The sequence below is a fragment of the Pseudomonas sp. MPR-R2A5 genome (assembly GCF_058793055.1).
The window spans coordinates 79,074-96,146 of sequence record NZ_JBXAFK010000027.1; the positions used below are offsets into that span (position 1 = coordinate 79,074).

Annotated in this window: 13 protein-coding genes and 2 tRNA genes; 5 read left to right on the plus strand and 10 right to left on the minus strand. The window is 61.1% G+C overall.

The features are described from left to right. Positions 1–84 precede the first annotated feature (84 nt). Complete coding sequence (locus tag AC1Q6I_RS19580; protein WP_102624012.1) at positions 85–846, minus strand: hypothetical protein; 762 nt, start codon at positions 844–846, stop codon at positions 85–87. 464 nt (positions 847–1,310) lie between these two features. Between AC1Q6I_RS19580 and pcaQ the strand changes: the two genes are divergently transcribed. The 3 genes from pcaQ (at position 1,311) to pcaG (ending at position 3,704) form a co-directional block, all read left to right on the plus strand. Further along, positions 1,311–2,240 carry a pca operon transcription factor PcaQ gene (pcaQ, locus tag AC1Q6I_RS19585; protein ID WP_024074366.1) on the plus strand — a complete coding sequence of 310 codons (930 nt, stop codon included), beginning with the start codon at positions 1,311–1,313 and terminating at the stop codon, positions 2,238–2,240. A 129-nt stretch (positions 2,241–2,369) separates the two neighbouring features. Then, positions 2,370–3,089, plus strand: a complete 720-nt coding sequence (gene pcaH / locus AC1Q6I_RS19590; protein WP_024074367.1) for a protocatechuate 3,4-dioxygenase subunit beta — start codon at positions 2,370–2,372, stop codon at positions 3,087–3,089. 12 nt (positions 3,090–3,101) lie between these two features. Beyond that, positions 3,102–3,704: a protocatechuate 3,4-dioxygenase subunit alpha gene (gene pcaG, locus AC1Q6I_RS19595; protein WP_069075604.1), complete on the plus strand. Its 603-nt coding sequence runs from the start codon at positions 3,102–3,104 to the stop codon at positions 3,702–3,704. Positions 3,705–3,756: 52 nt separating this feature from the next. On the opposite strand, the gene AC1Q6I_RS19600 is transcribed toward pcaG, so the two are convergent. From AC1Q6I_RS19600 to AC1Q6I_RS19610, 3 genes are all read right to left on the minus strand, one after another. After that, entirely contained in the window at positions 3,757–6,189 is a 2,433-nt protein-coding gene (locus AC1Q6I_RS19600; RefSeq protein WP_102624011.1) for a TonB-dependent siderophore receptor, read from the minus strand. A gap of 78 nt (positions 6,190–6,267) precedes the next feature. Continuing rightward, a complete protein-coding gene (locus AC1Q6I_RS19605; protein ID WP_024074370.1) occupies positions 6,268–7,251 on the minus strand; it encodes a FecR family protein in 984 nt (327 codons plus the stop codon). 6 nt (positions 7,252–7,257) lie between these two features. Next, entirely contained in the window at positions 7,258–7,776 is a 519-nt protein-coding gene (locus AC1Q6I_RS19610; protein WP_024074371.1) for a sigma-70 family RNA polymerase sigma factor, read from the minus strand. Between the two features lie 200 nt (positions 7,777–7,976). On the opposite strand from AC1Q6I_RS19610, the gene AC1Q6I_RS19615 reads away from it, so the two are divergent. Beyond that, positions 7,977–8,052: transfer RNA gene (locus tag AC1Q6I_RS19615), tRNA-Val, on the plus strand. 19 nt (positions 8,053–8,071) lie between these two features. Further along, a tRNA-Asp gene (locus AC1Q6I_RS19620) sits at positions 8,072–8,148 on the plus strand. A gap of 191 nt (positions 8,149–8,339) precedes the next feature. Here AC1Q6I_RS19620 and AC1Q6I_RS19625 read toward each other — a convergent pair. The 6 genes from AC1Q6I_RS19625 to kdpF form a co-directional block, all read right to left on the minus strand. Then, on the minus strand, positions 8,340–9,032 hold the full coding sequence (locus AC1Q6I_RS19625) for a response regulator (protein ID WP_102624010.1): 693 nt from the start codon (positions 9,030–9,032) through the stop codon (positions 8,340–8,342). Beyond that, the gene (locus tag AC1Q6I_RS19630) at positions 9,029–11,680 is read right to left on the minus strand and encodes a DUF4118 domain-containing protein (RefSeq protein ID WP_024074373.1); all 2,652 of its coding nucleotides are present in this window, start codon (positions 11,678–11,680) and stop codon (positions 9,029–9,031) included. The genes AC1Q6I_RS19625 and AC1Q6I_RS19630 overlap by 4 nt, the downstream gene beginning before the upstream one ends. Before the next feature lie 130 nt (positions 11,681–11,810). Beyond that, the gene (kdpB, locus tag AC1Q6I_RS19635; protein WP_024074374.1) at positions 11,811–13,880 is read right to left on the minus strand and encodes a potassium-transporting ATPase subunit KdpB; all 2,070 of its coding nucleotides are present in this window, start codon (positions 13,878–13,880) and stop codon (positions 11,811–11,813) included. A 12-nt stretch (positions 13,881–13,892) separates the two neighbouring features. Beyond that, positions 13,893–14,552, minus strand: coding sequence for a K(+)-transporting ATPase subunit C (gene kdpC / locus AC1Q6I_RS19640; RefSeq protein WP_102624009.1), 660 nt, complete (start codon positions 14,550–14,552; stop codon positions 13,893–13,895). A gap of 10 nt (positions 14,553–14,562) precedes the next feature. Beyond that, complete coding sequence (gene kdpA, locus AC1Q6I_RS19645) at positions 14,563–16,269, minus strand: potassium-transporting ATPase subunit KdpA (RefSeq protein ID WP_102624008.1); 1,707 nt, start codon at positions 16,267–16,269, stop codon at positions 14,563–14,565. Between the two features lie 107 nt (positions 16,270–16,376). After that, positions 16,377–16,475: a K(+)-transporting ATPase subunit F gene (gene kdpF, locus AC1Q6I_RS19650; protein WP_069075609.1), complete on the minus strand. Its 99-nt coding sequence runs from the start codon at positions 16,473–16,475 to the stop codon at positions 16,377–16,379. Between the last annotated feature and the right edge of the window lie 598 nt (positions 16,476–17,073).

The window sequence follows — 17,073 nt, forward strand, 5'->3', positions numbered from 1 at the left end:
TACCATCACCCCAGTCATTACATTGGGCAAAAGTTCGTGCAACAGCAGCTCATTGCATCATCACCCCTCAAGGCACGAGCGGCTTCAACATGTTCCTTCGCTACGCGCGACCCTGACCTCGGCGTAGACAAAGCCGTTTTGAGTAATTCGAGATTTTTTGGGGCGTTCGGGATATCGAGGAAGGAAAATCTGGTATTGCTCAAGGTTCTTCGCAACTGCACTGCTGCAATCGGTGAAACCCTTTCGTGCATGTTGGGATGAACCCCACACCGAGCCCAAAATGTTGCGCAAGTGATCGAAGCGTTTGGGCACGGCATGCAGGTAAGCGTCCGGGTCAAAATAAATGTCGTAGATATTGGTGCATGGCGATATTTTCGGCTGGATGTTTTCGCCCAGGCCAGCCTGCCGGTGAGGAGTCGCAGGTCTTCGGTGCCAGAGCCGCCGGATATGCCCAATTTGCCGCACGTGCTGGTAGGGTTCTTCCATGGATGCGCGAATGTTGTCTTCCACGGTGATCTCATCTTCGCCCTCGCATTGACTGTGGCGGTACAAGGCATGTCGTCGCGGCAACCCCTGTGCAACAATTGATAGGCCGGCAGTCCGGCGGCCTTGCTCTTGATGTCCCACAGTGCCATGTCGATATCCCACAGCGCGTTGTTCATGATCGGGCGCGCTGCGCCAGTAACCGCTCACGACGGCGAACTGCCGATGTCTTCGCTGCGTTGGGGTGACCTTTCCGATAAGGAACAGCCTCACGTACTGCTCGATGGTCGTTTCGACGGCAAAGATGCGCAGAATAACCGTCGCGTCTCCCAGGACATACAGCCCTGTCTGGTTGGTCTTCAATTTTGTATATGCCCTCCCCGAGGCAGTGAGATACGATGCATCAATCTAGTAAAGTGAGCATAATTCGCTCAGATAACATCATTTACAGCAGTGAGTAATAAGTACATAATTCAGTCCATCAGCGAAACATTAAGCTTTGAAAAAACCGAATTTTCAAACAGTTAGAGGATGAGTTATGGTCCCGTCCGCTGCGCCATATTCGGTCACCTGGAACGCTGAACGCCAGGTACCACAGGAAGCCCGCTCATCGAGCGGGCTTTTTTTGTGCCCGGGATTCAGCGCCCTGGTGGCGTCAGGGCGACGACGGTCCATTCTGATCAGCCTGATCCACGAGATCGACAACCTGCGTTCGCTGTGTGGTGAGGTCGATCGGCGATACACTTTCGCGCACAATCTTCCGAATTAGCTTACTTCTCGCGCTTTTTCACGCGCGGTAGGGGACACCTCGAAGGCGGCAACATACGGTGAACATCGATACCCGCATCAAATTCCGCCACCTGGTGTGCTTTCTCGAAGTGGCGCGCCAGGGCAGTCTGGCGCGCGCCTCGGAAAAATTAGCGATCAGCCAGCCGGCGCTTTCCAAGACCCTCAAAGAACTCGAAACCCTGCTGACGGCCACTTTATTTATGCGCAGCAAAAGTGGCGCGGCGTTGACGGAAGCCGGAGTGGCTTTTTTGCGTTATGCCGGGCCGAGCGTACAAGCGCTGCGTGAAGGGGTGAACAGCCTGCGTTCCGGCGAGCACGAGCCCTTCACCGCCAGGCTCGGCGTGCTGTCCACTGTGGAAAGTTTGTTGGTGCCCGAGGTCGTCTGTCGTTTGCATGCCCGACATCCCGCGCTGATCGTGAGCGTGGTGACCGGGCCGAGCGCGTACCTGTTGTCGCAATTGCGGGTGGGGGAGCTGGACCTGGTGGTCGGACGCATGACGGACAGCCCGCAGATCCTTGGGCTGATTTTCGAGCATCTATACAGCGAATCCATGACCCTCGTGGTGCGTAACGGCCATCCGCTGTTGAGCGATCCACAGGCGCAGGAACATATCGAAGATTATCCGCTGGTGTTGCCGCAGGCAGGGACGACGATTCGCAAATTCGCCGACAGCTTGTTCGTGCAGCACAGTATCAATCCGCCGCGCCAGCGCCTGGAAACCCTATCGTTGATCTTGAGCCGGCGTTATGTGCAGTGCAGTCAGGCGATCTGGGTCGCGCCTTTCGATGCGGTCAGGCAGGACTTGAATCGAGGTGATCTGTTTGAGCTGGAGTTGGGAATTCGCGAACCGGGTGGTTCCGTGGGACTGTGCAGCAATCCTGCGTTGACGATGTCCTTGGCGGCTCAATGGTGCGTGGAGGTGCTGCGCGAGGTGGGCCAGGAATATCGCGAGGGTTTCTATCCATAACCATTTGGATATGGATAGGGTTGGTTTTTTCAATTTTGGATAGCGCCTCATCAAGGGACACTGGGTTGTTTATTGTTGTTTATACAATATTCATCCCTGATTTTTATCCATAATAAAAAGGAAACCGACATGTCTGATGCGGACAACAGCCGTTTCGTCATTCGTGACCGCAATTGGCACCCCAAAGCCCTGACGCCTGACTACAAAACCTCAATCCTGCGGTCCCCGCGCCAGGCCTTGGTGAGCATCCCGCAGTCCCAGTCGGAAGCCAGCGGCCCGGATTTTTCCCACTTGGAGATGGGGCATCACGATAACGATCTGTTGCTGAACTTCAACCACGGCGGCTTGCCCATCGGCGAGCGCATCATCGTCGCCGGTCGGGTGTGTGACCAGTATGGGAAGCCGATTCCCCATACCCTGGTGGAGATGTGGCAGGCCAACGCGGGGGGGCGCTATCGGCACAAGAAGGACAGCTATCTGGCGCCCATCGACCCTAACTTCGGTGGCGTCGGTCGTGCCTTGACCGACCGCGACGGCAACTACAGTTTCCGCACGGTCAAGCCTGGCCCGTATCCATGGCGCAATGGTCCCAACGACTGGCGTCCGGCGCATATTCACTTCTCCATCAGCGGCCCATCGATTGCCACACGATTGATCACCCAGTTGTATTTCGAAGGTGACCCACTCATCCCGATGTGCCCGATCGTCAAGTCGATCGCCAATCCGGATGCAGTGCAGAGCCTGATCGCAAGGCTTGATATGAGCATGGCCAATCCCATGGATTGCCTGGCTTATCGCTTTGATATCGTTCTGCGCGGTCAGCGCAAGACTCACTTCGAAAACCGCTGAGGAGGCCCGATCATGCCCGTTGAACTTCTACCTGAAACCCCGTCGCAAACCGCCGGTCCTTACGTGCATATCGGCCTGGCGCTGGAGGCGGCGGGCAACCCGCCCCGCGCGCAGGAAATCTGGAACGAAATGGCCAAGCCCGGTGCGTCGGGGGAGCACATCCTGTTGCTGGGCCATGTCTATGACGGCAACGGTCATCTGATCCGCGATGCGTTCCTGGAGTGTTGGCAGGCTGACCACGAAGGCGTTTACGACAGTGACTACAACCTGGAAAAGCCCTTCAACAGTTTTGGCCGTACGGCGACCACGGATACCGGCGAGTGGCAGATCCATACCGTCAAGCCGGGCACCGTGAAGAATGCTGCGGGTGTGCCGATGGCGCCGCACGTCAATGTTTCGCTGTTCGCGCGGGGCATCAATATCCACTTGCAGACCCGTGTGTACTTCGACGATGAAGCCCAGGCCAATGCCGTCGATCCCGTGCTGAATCTGATCGAACAGCCTCAACGCCGGGAGACGCTGGTCGCCAAGCGTTGCACGGTCGATGGCAAGTTGGCTTATCGTTTCGATATCCGCATACAGGGCGAAGAAGAAACGGTGTTCTTCGACTTCTGACGGGGCACACCCGTAAGCCCGCTCATTGAGCGGGCTTTTTGCTGTCTGGGGGTTAGAAGTCCCAGCGTGTGGTGACCATGAAGTTACGTGGCTCACCGTAGGCTGCGGAGTTATAGAAACCGATGTTGGTGTAGTAGGACTTGTCGAAGAGGTTGTTCACGTTCAGCGTCGTCGACAGGTTCTTGGTCACCTGGTAGCGCGTCATCAGGTCGACCAGCCAATAGGCGTCCTGGGAGAACTCTTCATACTGTGTGTGAGGGGTGTTGTAGATGTCCTGCCAGCCCATGCTCTGCCAGCGCACGCCGCCGCCGACGGTCAACTTGTCGAGGTTGCCCTTGAGTTTATAGGTGGTGTACAGCTTGATCTGGTCTTCAGGCTCGAAGGTGGAAATCTTCACATCCTTGTCATCGCGCACCACCTTGTGGGTGTAGCCAGCCTGGAGTTGCCAGCCGGGCGCAATCTCGCCGGACATCTCCACTTCATAACCCTTGGTGACGGCCTTGCTGCTCTTGTACGCATAGTTATTCGGGATCGGCGTCTGGTTGTTGTACTCATCATCCGAGAGCGCGCGATTGGATTCGTGGATTTCAAAGTAAGCCGCGCTGGCGTTTACGCGGCCGTCGAGGAAGTCCGCCTTCACGCCCAACTCCCAGTTCTGGCCTTCATCCGGTTCAAGCAGCTTGTTGTCGCGGTCGCGGTTGTAGTTTTCCTGCGGCATGAAGATATCGGTGTAGCTGGCGTAGACCGCATAGGTGTCGTTGAGGTCGTACACCGCGCCGATGTACGGCACGAAACGTCCGGACTCGCGGTAGTTGGGGTTATAGCCTGTGACCTGATAGTTGACCACGCGCCCGCCCAGCAGCAGCTTGAGGTCATCGGCCAGATTCAGGCGCGTGGTCATGTAGGCGCCGGTCTGTCGCACGGTGTCGTCGGTCAGCGATTGGGCGGTGCCCCAGTCCGGTTCGCGGGCGTTGCCGTGCCAGTTATTGAAGTCGACGATATTGGGGGAGAGGTTCCAGTAGCCCTTGCCTTTCCATTCCGAGGCACTGATCGAACCGCCCAGCACCAGCTCATGCTCGCGCCTGCCCAGGCTGAACGGGCCGCTCACATACAGGTCGGCGGAATCGCTGACCGTTTCCCCGGTGTACTTGCCCGAGGTGAGTTGCGCGGTGCCGTCGGGCTGTGGCTGGTCGCCCTGGATCGAGCCCATCAGCGCGTGGTAGCCATTGATCTTGTGGTCCAGTTGCAGTTTGCCGACCCAGCCGTTGCCCAGGTCATGTTCAAGCATGGCGAACACCGTGCGGGTGTATTGCTCCCAACTGCTCCAATCGGCGGCATTGTTGAACGAGCGCTTGACGCTGTTGCGCTCGCCGTTGGCGTTGATCAGTGGGAAGCTGCCGGACCACGACGAGGCGGTCGGCAGGCTGTCCTGGTAGTCGCCGCCGACGGTCAGCAGGGTGTCGGGTGACAGGTCGAATTCCATGATGCCGTAGTAGGTCGGGCTCTTGCGTGAGTAGCGGTCCATGAACGAGCGCTTGTCTTGATAGGCGGCGACTGCCCGGCCACGCACATTGCCGCTTTCGGTCATCGGGCCGCTGACGTCCAGCTCGCTGCGATAATTGTCCCAGGAGCCGGCGCCCAGGGTGGCATGCCCCTGGAAATCCGCGGTGGGTTTCTTGCGCACCAGGTTGATCGTTGCGCCCAGTGAGCCGGCGCCGGTGAGCAGGCCGGTGGCACCCTTGAGCACTTCGACGCGGTCATAGATCGCCATGTCGCTCAGGGTGTTGCCTGCCGAATAGGCGACGTTGCGCGCGGTCGAGGGGATGCCATCGTACTGGAAGTTGTTGATGGAAAAACCACGTGCGTAATAGTTGCTGCGCTCGGTGTCGAAGGCCGACACCGTGATGCCGGGGGTGTGGCGCATCACGTCGTCGACGTTGTTCAGGCCGAAATCGTCCATGTGCTTACGCGTGATGACGCTGACGGACTGCGGGGTTTCCTTGGGGGTCAACACCAGGCGAGTCGCGGTCGCAATGCTGCCGGGTGTGTAGGAGCTGCTGTCTTCGGTGACGTTGCCTAGTTGGTTGGCGGTGACCTGCGTCGGGCCCAATTCCATGACGCCATTGCTGCTAGTCGGCATGGGCTGCAGCGCATACACCTGGTCGCCCTTGACCGCGCGGTAGCCGCTGCCTTGCAGCAAGCGGTCAAAACCCTCCTGTGTGGCGTACTGCCCTTTCAGGCCGGGACCGTTGAGGCCTTCCAGTTCGTGAGACTGGAACACAATCGCCACGCCGGCCTGCTGGGCAAAGCGATTGAGTGAACTGCCCAGCGGTCCGGCGGGAATGTCATAGGTCTGTGCCGCGACGTTAACCGTGTCCGCCTGGGCCAGGTTGGCGGTCATCGCGCTCGCGGCCAGCATGGCCAGGGAAAACGGGGCGCTTTTCAGCAGGCCAAAGCGCCCGCGTGGGGAGGAGGGGGTGTGCATGGTGGCGGCAATCCTTTACGTGTCGAATTACCTTGCTTGACGGGCAGCCTCGAAAAAACCGGAAGCAAATGCGAATAATTATTTATTGGGCGTTTTGTCTAGGGCCACCCGGATCAGCCACGGCGTGTAGGTGTACACCTTGATCGGCAGGGTTTGTGCCAGTAATTGCAGGGCATGGTCGCTGTCATCCAGGGGGATCACGGCCGACACACGCAGGTTTTGCAGCGCGGCCCGATCAAATTGCAGGTGGCCGGCGCGATGCCGTGCGATCTCATCGAGGACCTCGGGTAATGGTCGGTTTTCCACCACCAGTTGATGGCGGCGCCAGGCGTCGTTGATGCTGGCCGGGTCAATGCGGCCGGCCAGGCGTACGCTGTTGGCGCTGACCAGCGCCTGGGAGCCGGCGTCGACTTCCAGGGTCTGCTGGGCATTGGCACTCTGTGCGGCCACCCGCGATTCCAGCATGCTGAGCACGGTGACATCGTCCTCACGCTTGACCACAAACCGTGTGCCCAGCGCCCGCAAGGTGCCTTGGGCCGTCTGCACGATAAACGGCCGCGCCGGGTCATGGGCCACCTCCACCAGGATTTCGCCTTGCAGCAGATCGATGCGTCGCTGGGTGGCATCGAAATGCAGGTTCGCCGCGCTGATACCGTTCAACGTCAGTGCCGAGCCGTCCGCCAAGTGCAAGGTTTGCCACTGGCCGGGACCGTTGCGCACGTCGGCCATCCACCGTTGTGGATAGGGACTGATCAGCAGCGCCGCTGCGGGAAGGGCCAAGCTGCAAGCGAGCAGCAGGGTGCGCATCGCGTGTTTATTGCGGCGCGATGGTTTATCGGCAAACGCCGCATCCAGGGCTGCCCGCGCCGGTGATTTTGTCTCGCGCAGGGCCTGCACCCTGACAATCACAGCCTCCATGCGCGCAGCGGCGGCGGCGTACCGCGGGCCTTGCTGTTTCCAGCTCTCGAACGCCAGGCGTTGGGCCTCGCTCAAGGGGCCTTCATGCAACTGCAGCTGCCATTCGGCGGCTTGTTCTTCGATGTGCTGTCGGGTATCGGGCATGGGCCGTCAGGTGTCCATGCTGTGGCCGCAATGCACCAGCGCCTGGATCAGGTACTTGCGCACGGTCCGTTCCGATAGCTTGAGTTGCGTTGCGATTTGCTGCTGGGTCAGTTCTTCGAGGTAGTACAGCACGAAGGCCTGGCGCGAATAGGCGTGCATGCCTTCGAGGATAAAGGCGATGTGCTCCAGGGCTTCGAGGGTGGTGTGGATCTGCTCCGGCGACTGGAACCCCTCCAGCGCATCCAGGGTCAGCGCCAGCTCTCGCAGGTAGGCCTGTTCGATTTGCCGGCGTCGGGCCTGGTCGATAATTAGGCGCCGGGCGGTGGTGCTCAGGTACGCCCTGGGTTCGCGAATGGTCGCCACGCATTCGCGGGTGTGCAGGATGCGTGCAAAGGTGTCCTGTGCCAGGTCAGCCGCGTTCTGCCGACAGCCCAGCTTGCGCCGTAGCCAGGTGAGCAGCCAGCCATGATGCTCGCTGTAGAGCTGGGTTATTTCCCGTTGGTATGGCGGTTCACCCACAGACATAGGCGTGGCTCAAGGGTTATTGAGAATGGTTTTTAATTGTGCGGCCTGGGGTGGGGCAAATGCAATAGACTCGCGTTTGGCACGCAAGGCGCGTGTTTTCAGGGCTGGCGTGTCGGTCGAAAATTTATTTCAAATAAATTGCATTTAAATCAACACATTGCAGATTTTTCGTATATGATGCGCCCCACACCGAAAGTGAAGGGTGATTAGCTCAGCTGGGAGAGCATCTGCCTTACAAGCAGAGGGTCGGCGGTTCGATCCCGTCATCACCCACCATTCGCTTCAAGTGTTACGCGCAGCGGTAGTTCAGTCGGTTAGAATACCGGCCTGTCACGCCGGGGGTCGCGGGTTCGAGTCCCGTCCGCTGCGCCATATTCGGTCATCTGGAACGCTGAACGCCAGGTACCACAGGAAGCCCGCTCATCGAGCGGGCTTTTTGCTGTCTGGGGTTTGGCAAAGCGGCTGGAAGAGTTCGTCCAGCACGCAGTAGAACGCGATGCGCTGTTCATCGGGCTTGACCCCGAAAATCCGCGTGTTCCTGGACGTCGCCGCCGAACGCCTGTTCACAACCCCATCAGCCGATAGCCCACCTGCAACTCGGTAATGAAGTACTGCGGTTGAGCGGGGTCCTCCTCCAGTTTCTGGCGCAGGTGCGCCATGTGCACCCGCAAGTAGTGGGCGCGATCCACGTAATCCAGGCCCCACACCTCCAGCAGTAGCTGGCGATGGGTGAGCACCCGGCTTTGGCCGCGCACCATCGCGCAGAGCAGGCGGTATTCGATGGGTGTGAGGTGTACCGGTTGGCCCTTGCGCCAGACCTCATGGGTGGCGAGGTCGACTTCAATCTCGCCAAACGCCACTTTGCTGGTGGCCGCCACGGTGCCGGTCTGCCCGTGCCGGCGCAGTTGGGCGCGGATGCGGGCGAGTAATTCGGGCACGCCGAAGGGCTTGGTCAGGTAGTCATCGGCACCGGCGTCCAGGGCGGCGACTTTTTCTTCTTCGCGATCACGTGCCGACAGCACCAGGATCGGCACCGCCAGCCAGCCGCGCAGCTCGCTGATCAGTTGCTTGCCATCGCCATCCGGCAGGCCGAGGTCGACGATCACCAGGTCCGGCTGACGGCTGGCGGCGTGGATCAAGGCGCGCTTGACGCTATCGGCTTCGAACACCTGGAACCCTTCGTCTTGCAGGGCGATGCCGACAAAGCGCCGGATATTGGCTTCGTCTTCAACAATCAGAATACGTGCAGTGTTCATAGGGATTCCATGGACGGCGGAGTGCCCGCCGGTAGCGTGATGATGAAATGCATGCCGCAGGTACGCCCCGGGTTGGCCTCGATACGCCCGCCGTGTGCCTCGACAATACGTTTGGCCAGCGCCAGGCCCAGGCCGATGCCGGTCACGGAAGACTCCTGTTGGCCGCGCGCAAACGGTTCGAACAGATTGGCCGGGGCCCGACCCGGGCCGGTGTCGCTGACCATCAGCACGATGCTGTCCGACGTGGCGTGGGCCGCGACGCTGATGGTGGTGCCCGGTGGGGTGTACTTGGCCGCGTTGTCCAGCAGGTTGACCAGCACGCGTTCGATCAACAGCGCGTCGACGTCCACCAGCGGCAACCGCGTGTCGAGCGAGGTGTGCACCTGATGCCGCGCCAACGGCTCGCGCAACTGGCGCAGGGCGCTGCCGACGATTTCTTCAAGGGAGTGCCATTGCCGGTTCAGGCGCACGCCGCGTTCCTGCATGCGCGCCATGTCCAGCAGGTTTTCGATCAGGCGCTGCATCGACGTGGCTTGTTCGTGGATGCCGTGCAACAACTCGCGCAACGGCCCCGGTGGGGCGTGGGGCAGGGCGGTGTCGGCGGCACCGATCAAGGTGGTCAATGGTGTGCGCAGGTCGTGGGAAATCGCCGCCAGCAGGGTATTGCGCATTTTTTCACCCTCCATCTGCACCAGGGTGTTTTGCGCCACCTCGACAAAATGCACGCGCTCCAGGGCAATCGCCAGTTGGCTCATGCAGGCTTCCAGCAGGCGGCGTTCCTGTGGGTCGTTCAGGCGTTCGCTCTGGGCCAGTTCCAGCACCAGCACACCGCGTACACGCATCGGCGCCTTGAGCGGCAGGTAGCAGCCCTTGGCCGCCGATAAGGTGTCGGTGCCATGGCCGGCGGCATGGCCGTGGTCGTAGGTCCATTGCGCGATGCTGTCATCCATCGGCAGCCCGCCTGCGCCCACGCTGTGTACGCCATCGGCGGCGTCCGGCAGGGCCAGGCCGACGCGGGCTTCGAACACGCCGCTGAACGTGCGCAGCGCGACTTCGCTGATTTGTTCCACGGTCAACGCTGCCGACAAGTCACGCGCCAGCCGCGCCAGGGAGGTCGCACGGCGTTCGCGCGCGGCGGCGGTGCGCGCTTCGTGGCGCAGGCGTGCGGTGAGTTGCCCGGTGATCAAGGCGATGCCGAGCATCAGCGCAAAGGTGAAAAAATACTGGGTGTCAGTGACCGTGAAGGAATAGCGCGGCTGCACGAAAAAGAAGTCGAAACACAGCACCGCGAGCATCGCTGCCCACACGCCGGGGCCGCGTCCATACCGCAAGGCCACCAGCACCACCGTGAGTAAAAACAGCATGACCACGTTGGCCAGGTCGAACACTTGCAACAGCAACGCGGCGACGGCGCTGGCGGCGAAACAGGCAAGGCTGGCCCACCCATAGGCCAAGGCCCTACCTGGCACGGGCGCAGGTTTTTCGACGATCAGGGGCCTGTCGGGCACAACCCCGTGGGCCATCACGATCTGGTCGATTTGCGGATGATGGTGGCTGATCCGGTCGCTGACCGATTGATGCCAGAACCGCCAGGCCTGGCGCGGGTGATGGCCCAGCACCAGGCGATTGGCGTTGTGCTCACGGGCACAGGCGACCAAGGCTTGCGCCACGTCCATGCCCGGCAACGTGGCCGTATCGGCGCCGAATTCGCTGGCCAGGGCCAAGGTTTTAATCGCGCTCAGGTAGCGCCTGGCACCGCGCCCCTGGGCGGAGGCGACATGCACGACAATCCAGTCCGCCTCCAGCTTTTGCGCCAGGCGCGCCGCTTCACGCACCAGGCGCTCATCGCCGGCATCACCGGCCACACCCACCAATAGCCGTTCGCGGGCGGGCCACAGGGTCTTGATCGACTGTTCGCGACGGTACACGCGCATCTGCGTGTCGACCCGATCCGCCGTGCGCCGCAATGCCAATTCGCGCAGGGCCAACAGGTTCCCCTTGCGGAAAAAATGCTGCGATGCGCGTGCCGCCGCAGGGCCCAGGTACACCTTGCCGTCCTTGAGGCGTTGCAGCAGATCGTCCGGCGGCAGGTCGACCACCACCACTTCGTGAGCGTTATCGAACACATGGTCCGGCACGGTCTCGCGCACGCGAATGCCGATGATGCCGCTGACCAGGTCATTCAGGCTTTCCAGGTGTTGCACGTTGAGGGTGGTCCATACATCAATGCCGGCGCTGAGCAGTTCTTCCACGTCTTGCCAGCGTTTGGGATGGCGCGAACCGGGGATGTTGCTGTGAGCCAGTTCATCCACCAGTACCACGGCGGGATGGCGCAGCAGGGCGGCGTCGAGGTCGAATTCGGTGAGGGCGAACTCACCGTGCAGGCGGTGGGCGCGGGGCAGTTGCTCCAGGCCGTGGAGCCGTTCGGCGGTCTCCGTACGGCCATGGGTTTCCACTACGCCAGCCAGTACGTCACGGCCCTGGGCGACCTCGCGTTGCGCTGCTTCGAGCATGGCGCAGGTCTTGCCCACGCCGGCGTTGGAACCGAAATAGATACGCAATTTGCCGCGCAAGGCGGCCTGTTCTTCCTGTTGCACCCGCGCCAGCAGGGCGTCGGGGTCGGGGCGTGCATCGTTTAAGGCGGGCATATTCTTCCTCTAGTTGTCTGTAGGCGCGGGCTTGCTCGCGAAAAACCTGAGGGTGCCGTTGGGTGTCAGGTTTCCCGCGTTATCGTTAACGCCCTTCACGAGCAAGCTCGCGCCTACAGTGGATGGGGCGCTATACGAGGCCCAATCCCGTCAGCAGCAGGTCGATCAGCTTGATCCCGGCAAACGGCACCAGCACCCCGCCCAGGCCATAGATCAGCAGGTTGCGGTTGAGCAAGGCCGCCGCGCCGATCGAGCGGTAAGTCACGCCGCGCAGGGCCAGGGGAATCAACGCGACAATGATCAGCGCGTTAAAAATCACCGCGCTGAGAATCGCCGAGTTGGGGCTGCTCAGCTGCATCACGTTCAACGCACCGAGCTGGGGATAGGTCGCGACAAACGCCGCCGGGATGATCGCGAAGTACTTGGCCACGTCATTCGCCACACTGAAGGTGGTGAGGGCGCCGCGGGTCATCAGCATCTGTTTGCCGACCTCGACCACTTCGATCAGCTTGGTCGGGTTGCTGTCCAGGTCGACCATGTTGCCGGCCTCTTTGGCGGCCTGGGTGCCGCTGTTCATCGCCACAGCCACGTCGGCCTGCGCCAGTGCCGGCGCATCGTTGGTGCCGTCGCCGGTCATGGCCACCAGCTTGCCCTGGGCCTGGTAGTCGCGGATCAGTTGCAGCTTGTCTTCCGGGCGGGCCTCGGCGAGGAAGTCATCCACGCCGGCCTCCACGGCAATCGCGGCGGCGGTCAGGCGGTTGTCACCGGTGATCATCACGGTCTTGATGCCCATGCGCCGCAACTCGGCGAAGCGCTCCTTGATACCGCCCTTGACCACATCCTTGAGCTCGACCACGCCCAGTGCCTTGGCGCCATCCGATACCACCAACGGCGTGCTGCCGCGGCGTGCCACTTCATCCACCTTGGCCTGCAAGGCCGCCGGAAAGCTGCCCCCCAAGGCTTCGATATGACTGCGGATCGCGTCGGCTGCGCCTTTACGAATCGCCCGGCCTTCGGGCAGGTCGACGCCGCTCATGCGCGTCTGTGCAGTGAAATGTACGAAGCTGGCGCCCAGGGCGTTGATGTCCCGCCCACGGATGTCGAACTTTTGCTTGGCCAGGACCACAATGCTGCGGCCTTCCGGGGTTTCATCGGCCAGCGAGGCCAGTTGCGCGGCGTCCGCCAGCTCGGCTTCTTTCACCCCTGGCGCCGGCAAAAAGCTGCTGGCCTGACGATTGCCCAAGGTGATGGTGCCGGTCTTGTCCAGCAGCAGGACGTCGACGTCGCCCGCCGCCTCGACCGCCCGCCCGGAGGTGGCGATGACATTGGCCGACATCATGCGGCTCATGCCCGCCACGCCGATGGCCGAGAGCAGGCCGCCGATGGTGGTCGGGATCAGGCACACCAGCAAGGCCACCAGCACCGTGGCGCTGACCACGCTGCCCGTACCGCTCATGGCCACGGCGAAGATCGAGTAGGGGCTCAGCGTGGCAATTACCAGCAGGAACAACAAGGTTAGGCCCACCAGCAGGATGGTCAGGGCGACTTCGTTCGGGGTTTTCTGACGCTTGGCCGATTCGACCATCGAGATCATGCGGTCCAGGAACGATTCGCCAGGGTTGACGCTGATGCGTACGACCAGCCAGTCCGACAGTACCCGCGTGCCGCCCGTGACCGAGGAAAAGTCACCACCGGCCTCGCGAATCACCGGCGCCGATTCGCCGGTGATTGCGCTTTCGTCCACCGAGGCGACGCCTTCGATCACGATACCGTCCAGCGGCACCAGGTCGCCGGCTTCGATCAGCACCACCTGATCTTTGCGCAGCAGCGTCGCTTCCGTCGGCAGCCACGCCGCGCCGTGCTTGGGCTGTTGCAACAACTTGGCCAGTGTCTGGCGTTTCATCCCGCGCAGGCTCGCGGCCTGGGCCCGGCTGCGGCCCTCGGCCAGGGCTTCGGCAAAGTTGGCGAACAGCACGGTGAACCACAGCCACAAGGTGATGCTGAGGATAAAGCCGCTGGGCGCTTCACCCTGGCCACCGAGGGACTGGAACCACAGCAGCGTGGTAAGGATGCTGCCCAGGTACACCACGAACATCACCGGGTTTTTCCACTGGGCCTGGGGCAGCAGTTTCTTGAACGCGTCCGCACAGGCGGTCAGCACGATACTGCGATCAAACAGAGGTAAACGAGCATTCTTCATGGGGGAAATCTCTTACTCACTGGCCGCAATGGGGGGCTGACGCGATGGCAGGCGAGCGTCCAGCGCAAGGTTGAGTTGCAGCACATTGACCCGTGGTTCGCCGAGCAAACCGAGGGTGCGCGCGGTGGTGTGGGCGTTGACCAGTTGCAGCAGCTCGGCTTCGGGGAGTTGCCGCAGGCGGGCGACCCTTGGCAGTTGCAGCCGCGCGTTGGCCACCGAGATATGCGGGTCGAGGCCGGAGGCGGAGGCGGTGACGGCGTCCACCGGCACTTGCGCGTCGGTGGCCAGGCCGTTGTCCTGGCGATAGGCCTGGACGCGTGCGGCGACCTGGTCCACCAGCTTCTGGCTGGTGGGGCCCAGGTTGCTCGCGCCGCTGGAGCCTGCGTTGTACGGCTGCGAGACGCTTTTGCTCGGGTCTTGCGGGTCGGCGCCGAGGGTCATGCTCGGGCGGCCGTGGAAGTATTCCGGGCGGGTGAAGTGCTGGCCGATCAGCGCCGAGCCCATCACCAGGCCGTCGCGTTCAAGCAGCGAACCCCGGGCCTGGAACGGAAACAACAGCTGTGCGGCAACGGTGGTGAACGCCGGGTATGCGAGCCCCGTCAGCAGCATGAAAAAAAACGCCGAAACCAGCACTGGGCGCAACAGCCCTTTGAATATCGATTGAGTCGTCATCCAGGTGTCCTCAGTTGTACGTCTGGCCGGACAGCAACTGCAGTTGCTCCACCAGCGGGCCGAGCGCGAGCGCCGGCAAAAAGGTCAGGCCGCCCACCACCAGCACCACGAACACCAAAAGCAGCATGAACAGCGGGGTTGCGGTGGGGATGGTGCCGGCGCCAGCAGGCACGGTTTTTTTCATCGCCAGGGAGCCGGCCACGGCCAGCATCGGCAGCAGGGTGAAGAAGCGCCCGATCAACATCGCCAGGCCGATGGTGGTGTTGAAAAACGGCGTATTGGCGTTCAATCCGGCAAAGGCCGAACCGTTGTTGGCGGTGCCCGAGGTGTAGGCGTACAGCACCTCACTGAAACCATGCGGGCCAAGGTTATTGAGGCTGGCCATGGTGTCGGGCCAGAGGGCGGCGAGGGCGGTGAAACCAAGGATGCTGATGGGGTGCGCGAGTACCGAGAGCATCACCAGTTTCATCTCCCGGGCTTCGATTTTCTTGCCGAGGAATTCCGGGCTGCGGCCAATCATCATGCCCACCAGGAACACGGTCAGCAGGGCGTATTGGATCAGGTTGATAAAGCCCACGCCGTCGCCGCCGAACACACAGTTGAGCATCATCTGTGCCAGGGGCACGAAGCCGCCCATGGGGGTCAGCGAGTCATGCATGGTGTTGACCGAGCCGGTGGTGGCCGCGGTGGTGGTGGCGATAAACAGGCTGCTGTCGGCGATACCGAAACGCAGTTCCTTGCCTTCCATGTTGCCGCCGCTTTGTTCCAGCGACAGGGTCTGGTTGGCACCTGCCTGGGTCAGCAGCGGGTTGCCGTTTTGCTCGGCGCCGTAGACCAGTGCGAGGAAGCCGATGAACAACACCAGGAAGGTGCCGAAAAACACCCAGCCCTGACGGCGCTGCAACAGCATGCTGCCAAAGGTGTAGGTCAGCGCGGAGGGGATCAGCAACATGCTGAGGATGTGCAGGGCGTTGGTCAGCGGTGTCGGGTTTTCGAAGGGGTGGGCGGCGTTCATGCTGAAGAAGCCGCCACCGTTGGTGCCGATATGCTTGATCGATTCAAAGCTGGCCACCGCACCGACAATCAGTTGCTGCTGCGCACCTTCCAGCGTTGTCGCCAGTGCCTGGGAGGCGAAGGTTTGCGGCATGCCCTGCCACACATAGACCAGCGCCATGCCCACGCACAGCGGCAGCATCACGCGGTAGAGCGTGCGGGTGAAGTCGACCCAGAAATTACCGATATCGCCCGAACTGGAACGGCTCAAACCGCGAATGAAGCCGGCTGCCGCGACCACGCCAGAGGTGGCGCCGACGCACATCAAAAAGGTGATGACCGCCATCTGGCTGAAGTTCGACAGGCTGGTTTCACCCGAATACGCCTGCCAGTTGGTATTGGTAATAAAGGACACGGCGGTGTTGAACGCCAGGTCCGGGGTTTGTGCGGCCAGCCCCAAGGGGTTGATCGGCATCACCGCCTGCAGGCGCAGGATGAAATAACCGAGCAGCATCATCGCCGCGTTCGATAACAGCAGCGCCGAACCGTAGCGAGCCCAGTTCATGCTCTCCCGTGGGTCAATGCCCAACAGGCGATAGGTACAGCGTTCCGGCAAGGCATGCTGCGTCCCGGTAAACACCCGGGTCAGCCATTTGCCCATCAATACGGCGAGCCCCGTCATCAACCCCAGGACCAGCGCAAATTCCAGCACAGTGCTTAACATGTCGTGGCTCCGTTCAAATCTTGCCCATGGCGACAATGGCCATGGCAGTCGCAACAAAAAACACCAGGGAGATGCCAATAAACATCAGGTCGTACATGGCGAACTCCCTAGAATTTTTCTGCGCGAATAAGGGCATAGCCCAAGTAAGCGAACAGCCCCACGGCACAGAAGCCGCTGGCGATATAGATGAACGTGAGTGTGAGCACGGTGTAACTCCCCTGAATGAATAAGCCGCAATGGCGGACGCGGGGGAGGTTAAGCGCTGGGGTATCAAGCTCGGGCACTGATTAGTGGCCCCGGTATTAAGACGGTATATAGACGAGGTTTTGCCGGACGAACGAAAACAAGGGATAGCCCGCCGCCCGGGTATCCCTTGAAAAACTGGGGTTCTGCTGATTTTGATGGCCTGCTTATTTGGCCTTCTTTTTCTTCTCGCTACGGGTGGCGAGGTGTTCGAAACAAAACGCGGCGGTGCCAAAGAGCGCAATCATTGACAGGACAACCATGCCTAAAGTTGAACTTTCCACGATGACTTCCTACGGGGGGTGGGGGGTAGGAAGTGACGGTAGAGTGTCCGGGGTTAGTTGCTCAATAGAGGCGACATAATCGTTATGGCGAATGGGCAAACTATACGAACTCTTTACGAAAAGCAGAACAGCACAGCCTCTGCCTGATCTAATGCAATCTAAATGGGGGAGGCTCCCCTACCCCTGTGGCGAGCGGGCTTGCCCTAATGCCGTTCAGTTAAGGCTTTTTTTGTAGGAGCGAGCTTGCTCGCGAAGAACTCACAGGCGCCGCGTTCAC

Coding starts and splice junctions, on each gene's coding strand:
- pcaH (WP_024074367.1), top strand. CDS start 2,370: ATGTCTGATGCGGACAACAGCCGTTTCGTCATTCGTGACCGCAATTGG.
- pcaG (WP_069075604.1), top strand. CDS start 3,102: ATGCCCGTTGAACTTCTACCTGAAACCCCGTCGCAAACCGCCGGTCCT.
- AC1Q6I_RS19600 (WP_102624011.1), bottom strand. CDS start 6,189: ATGCACACCCCCTCCTCCCCACGCGGGCGCTTTGGCCTGCTGAAAAGC.
- AC1Q6I_RS19605 (WP_024074370.1), bottom strand. CDS start 7,251: ATGCCCGATACCCGACAGCACATCGAAGAACAAGCCGCCGAATGGCAG.
- AC1Q6I_RS19610 (WP_024074371.1), bottom strand. CDS start 7,776: ATGTCTGTGGGTGAACCGCCATACCAACGGGAAATAACCCAGCTCTAC.
- AC1Q6I_RS19625 (WP_102624010.1), bottom strand. CDS start 9,032: ATGAACACTGCACGTATTCTGATTGTTGAAGACGAAGCCAATATCCGG.
- AC1Q6I_RS19630 (WP_024074373.1), bottom strand. CDS start 11,680: ATGCCCGCCTTAAACGATGCACGCCCCGACCCCGACGCCCTGCTGGCG.
- kdpB (WP_024074374.1), bottom strand. CDS start 13,880: ATGAAGAATGCTCGTTTACCTCTGTTTGATCGCAGTATCGTGCTGACC.
- kdpC (WP_102624009.1), bottom strand. CDS start 14,552: ATGACGACTCAATCGATATTCAAAGGGCTGTTGCGCCCAGTGCTGGTT.
- kdpA (WP_102624008.1), bottom strand. CDS start 16,269: ATGTTAAGCACTGTGCTGGAATTTGCGCTGGTCCTGGGGTTGATGACG.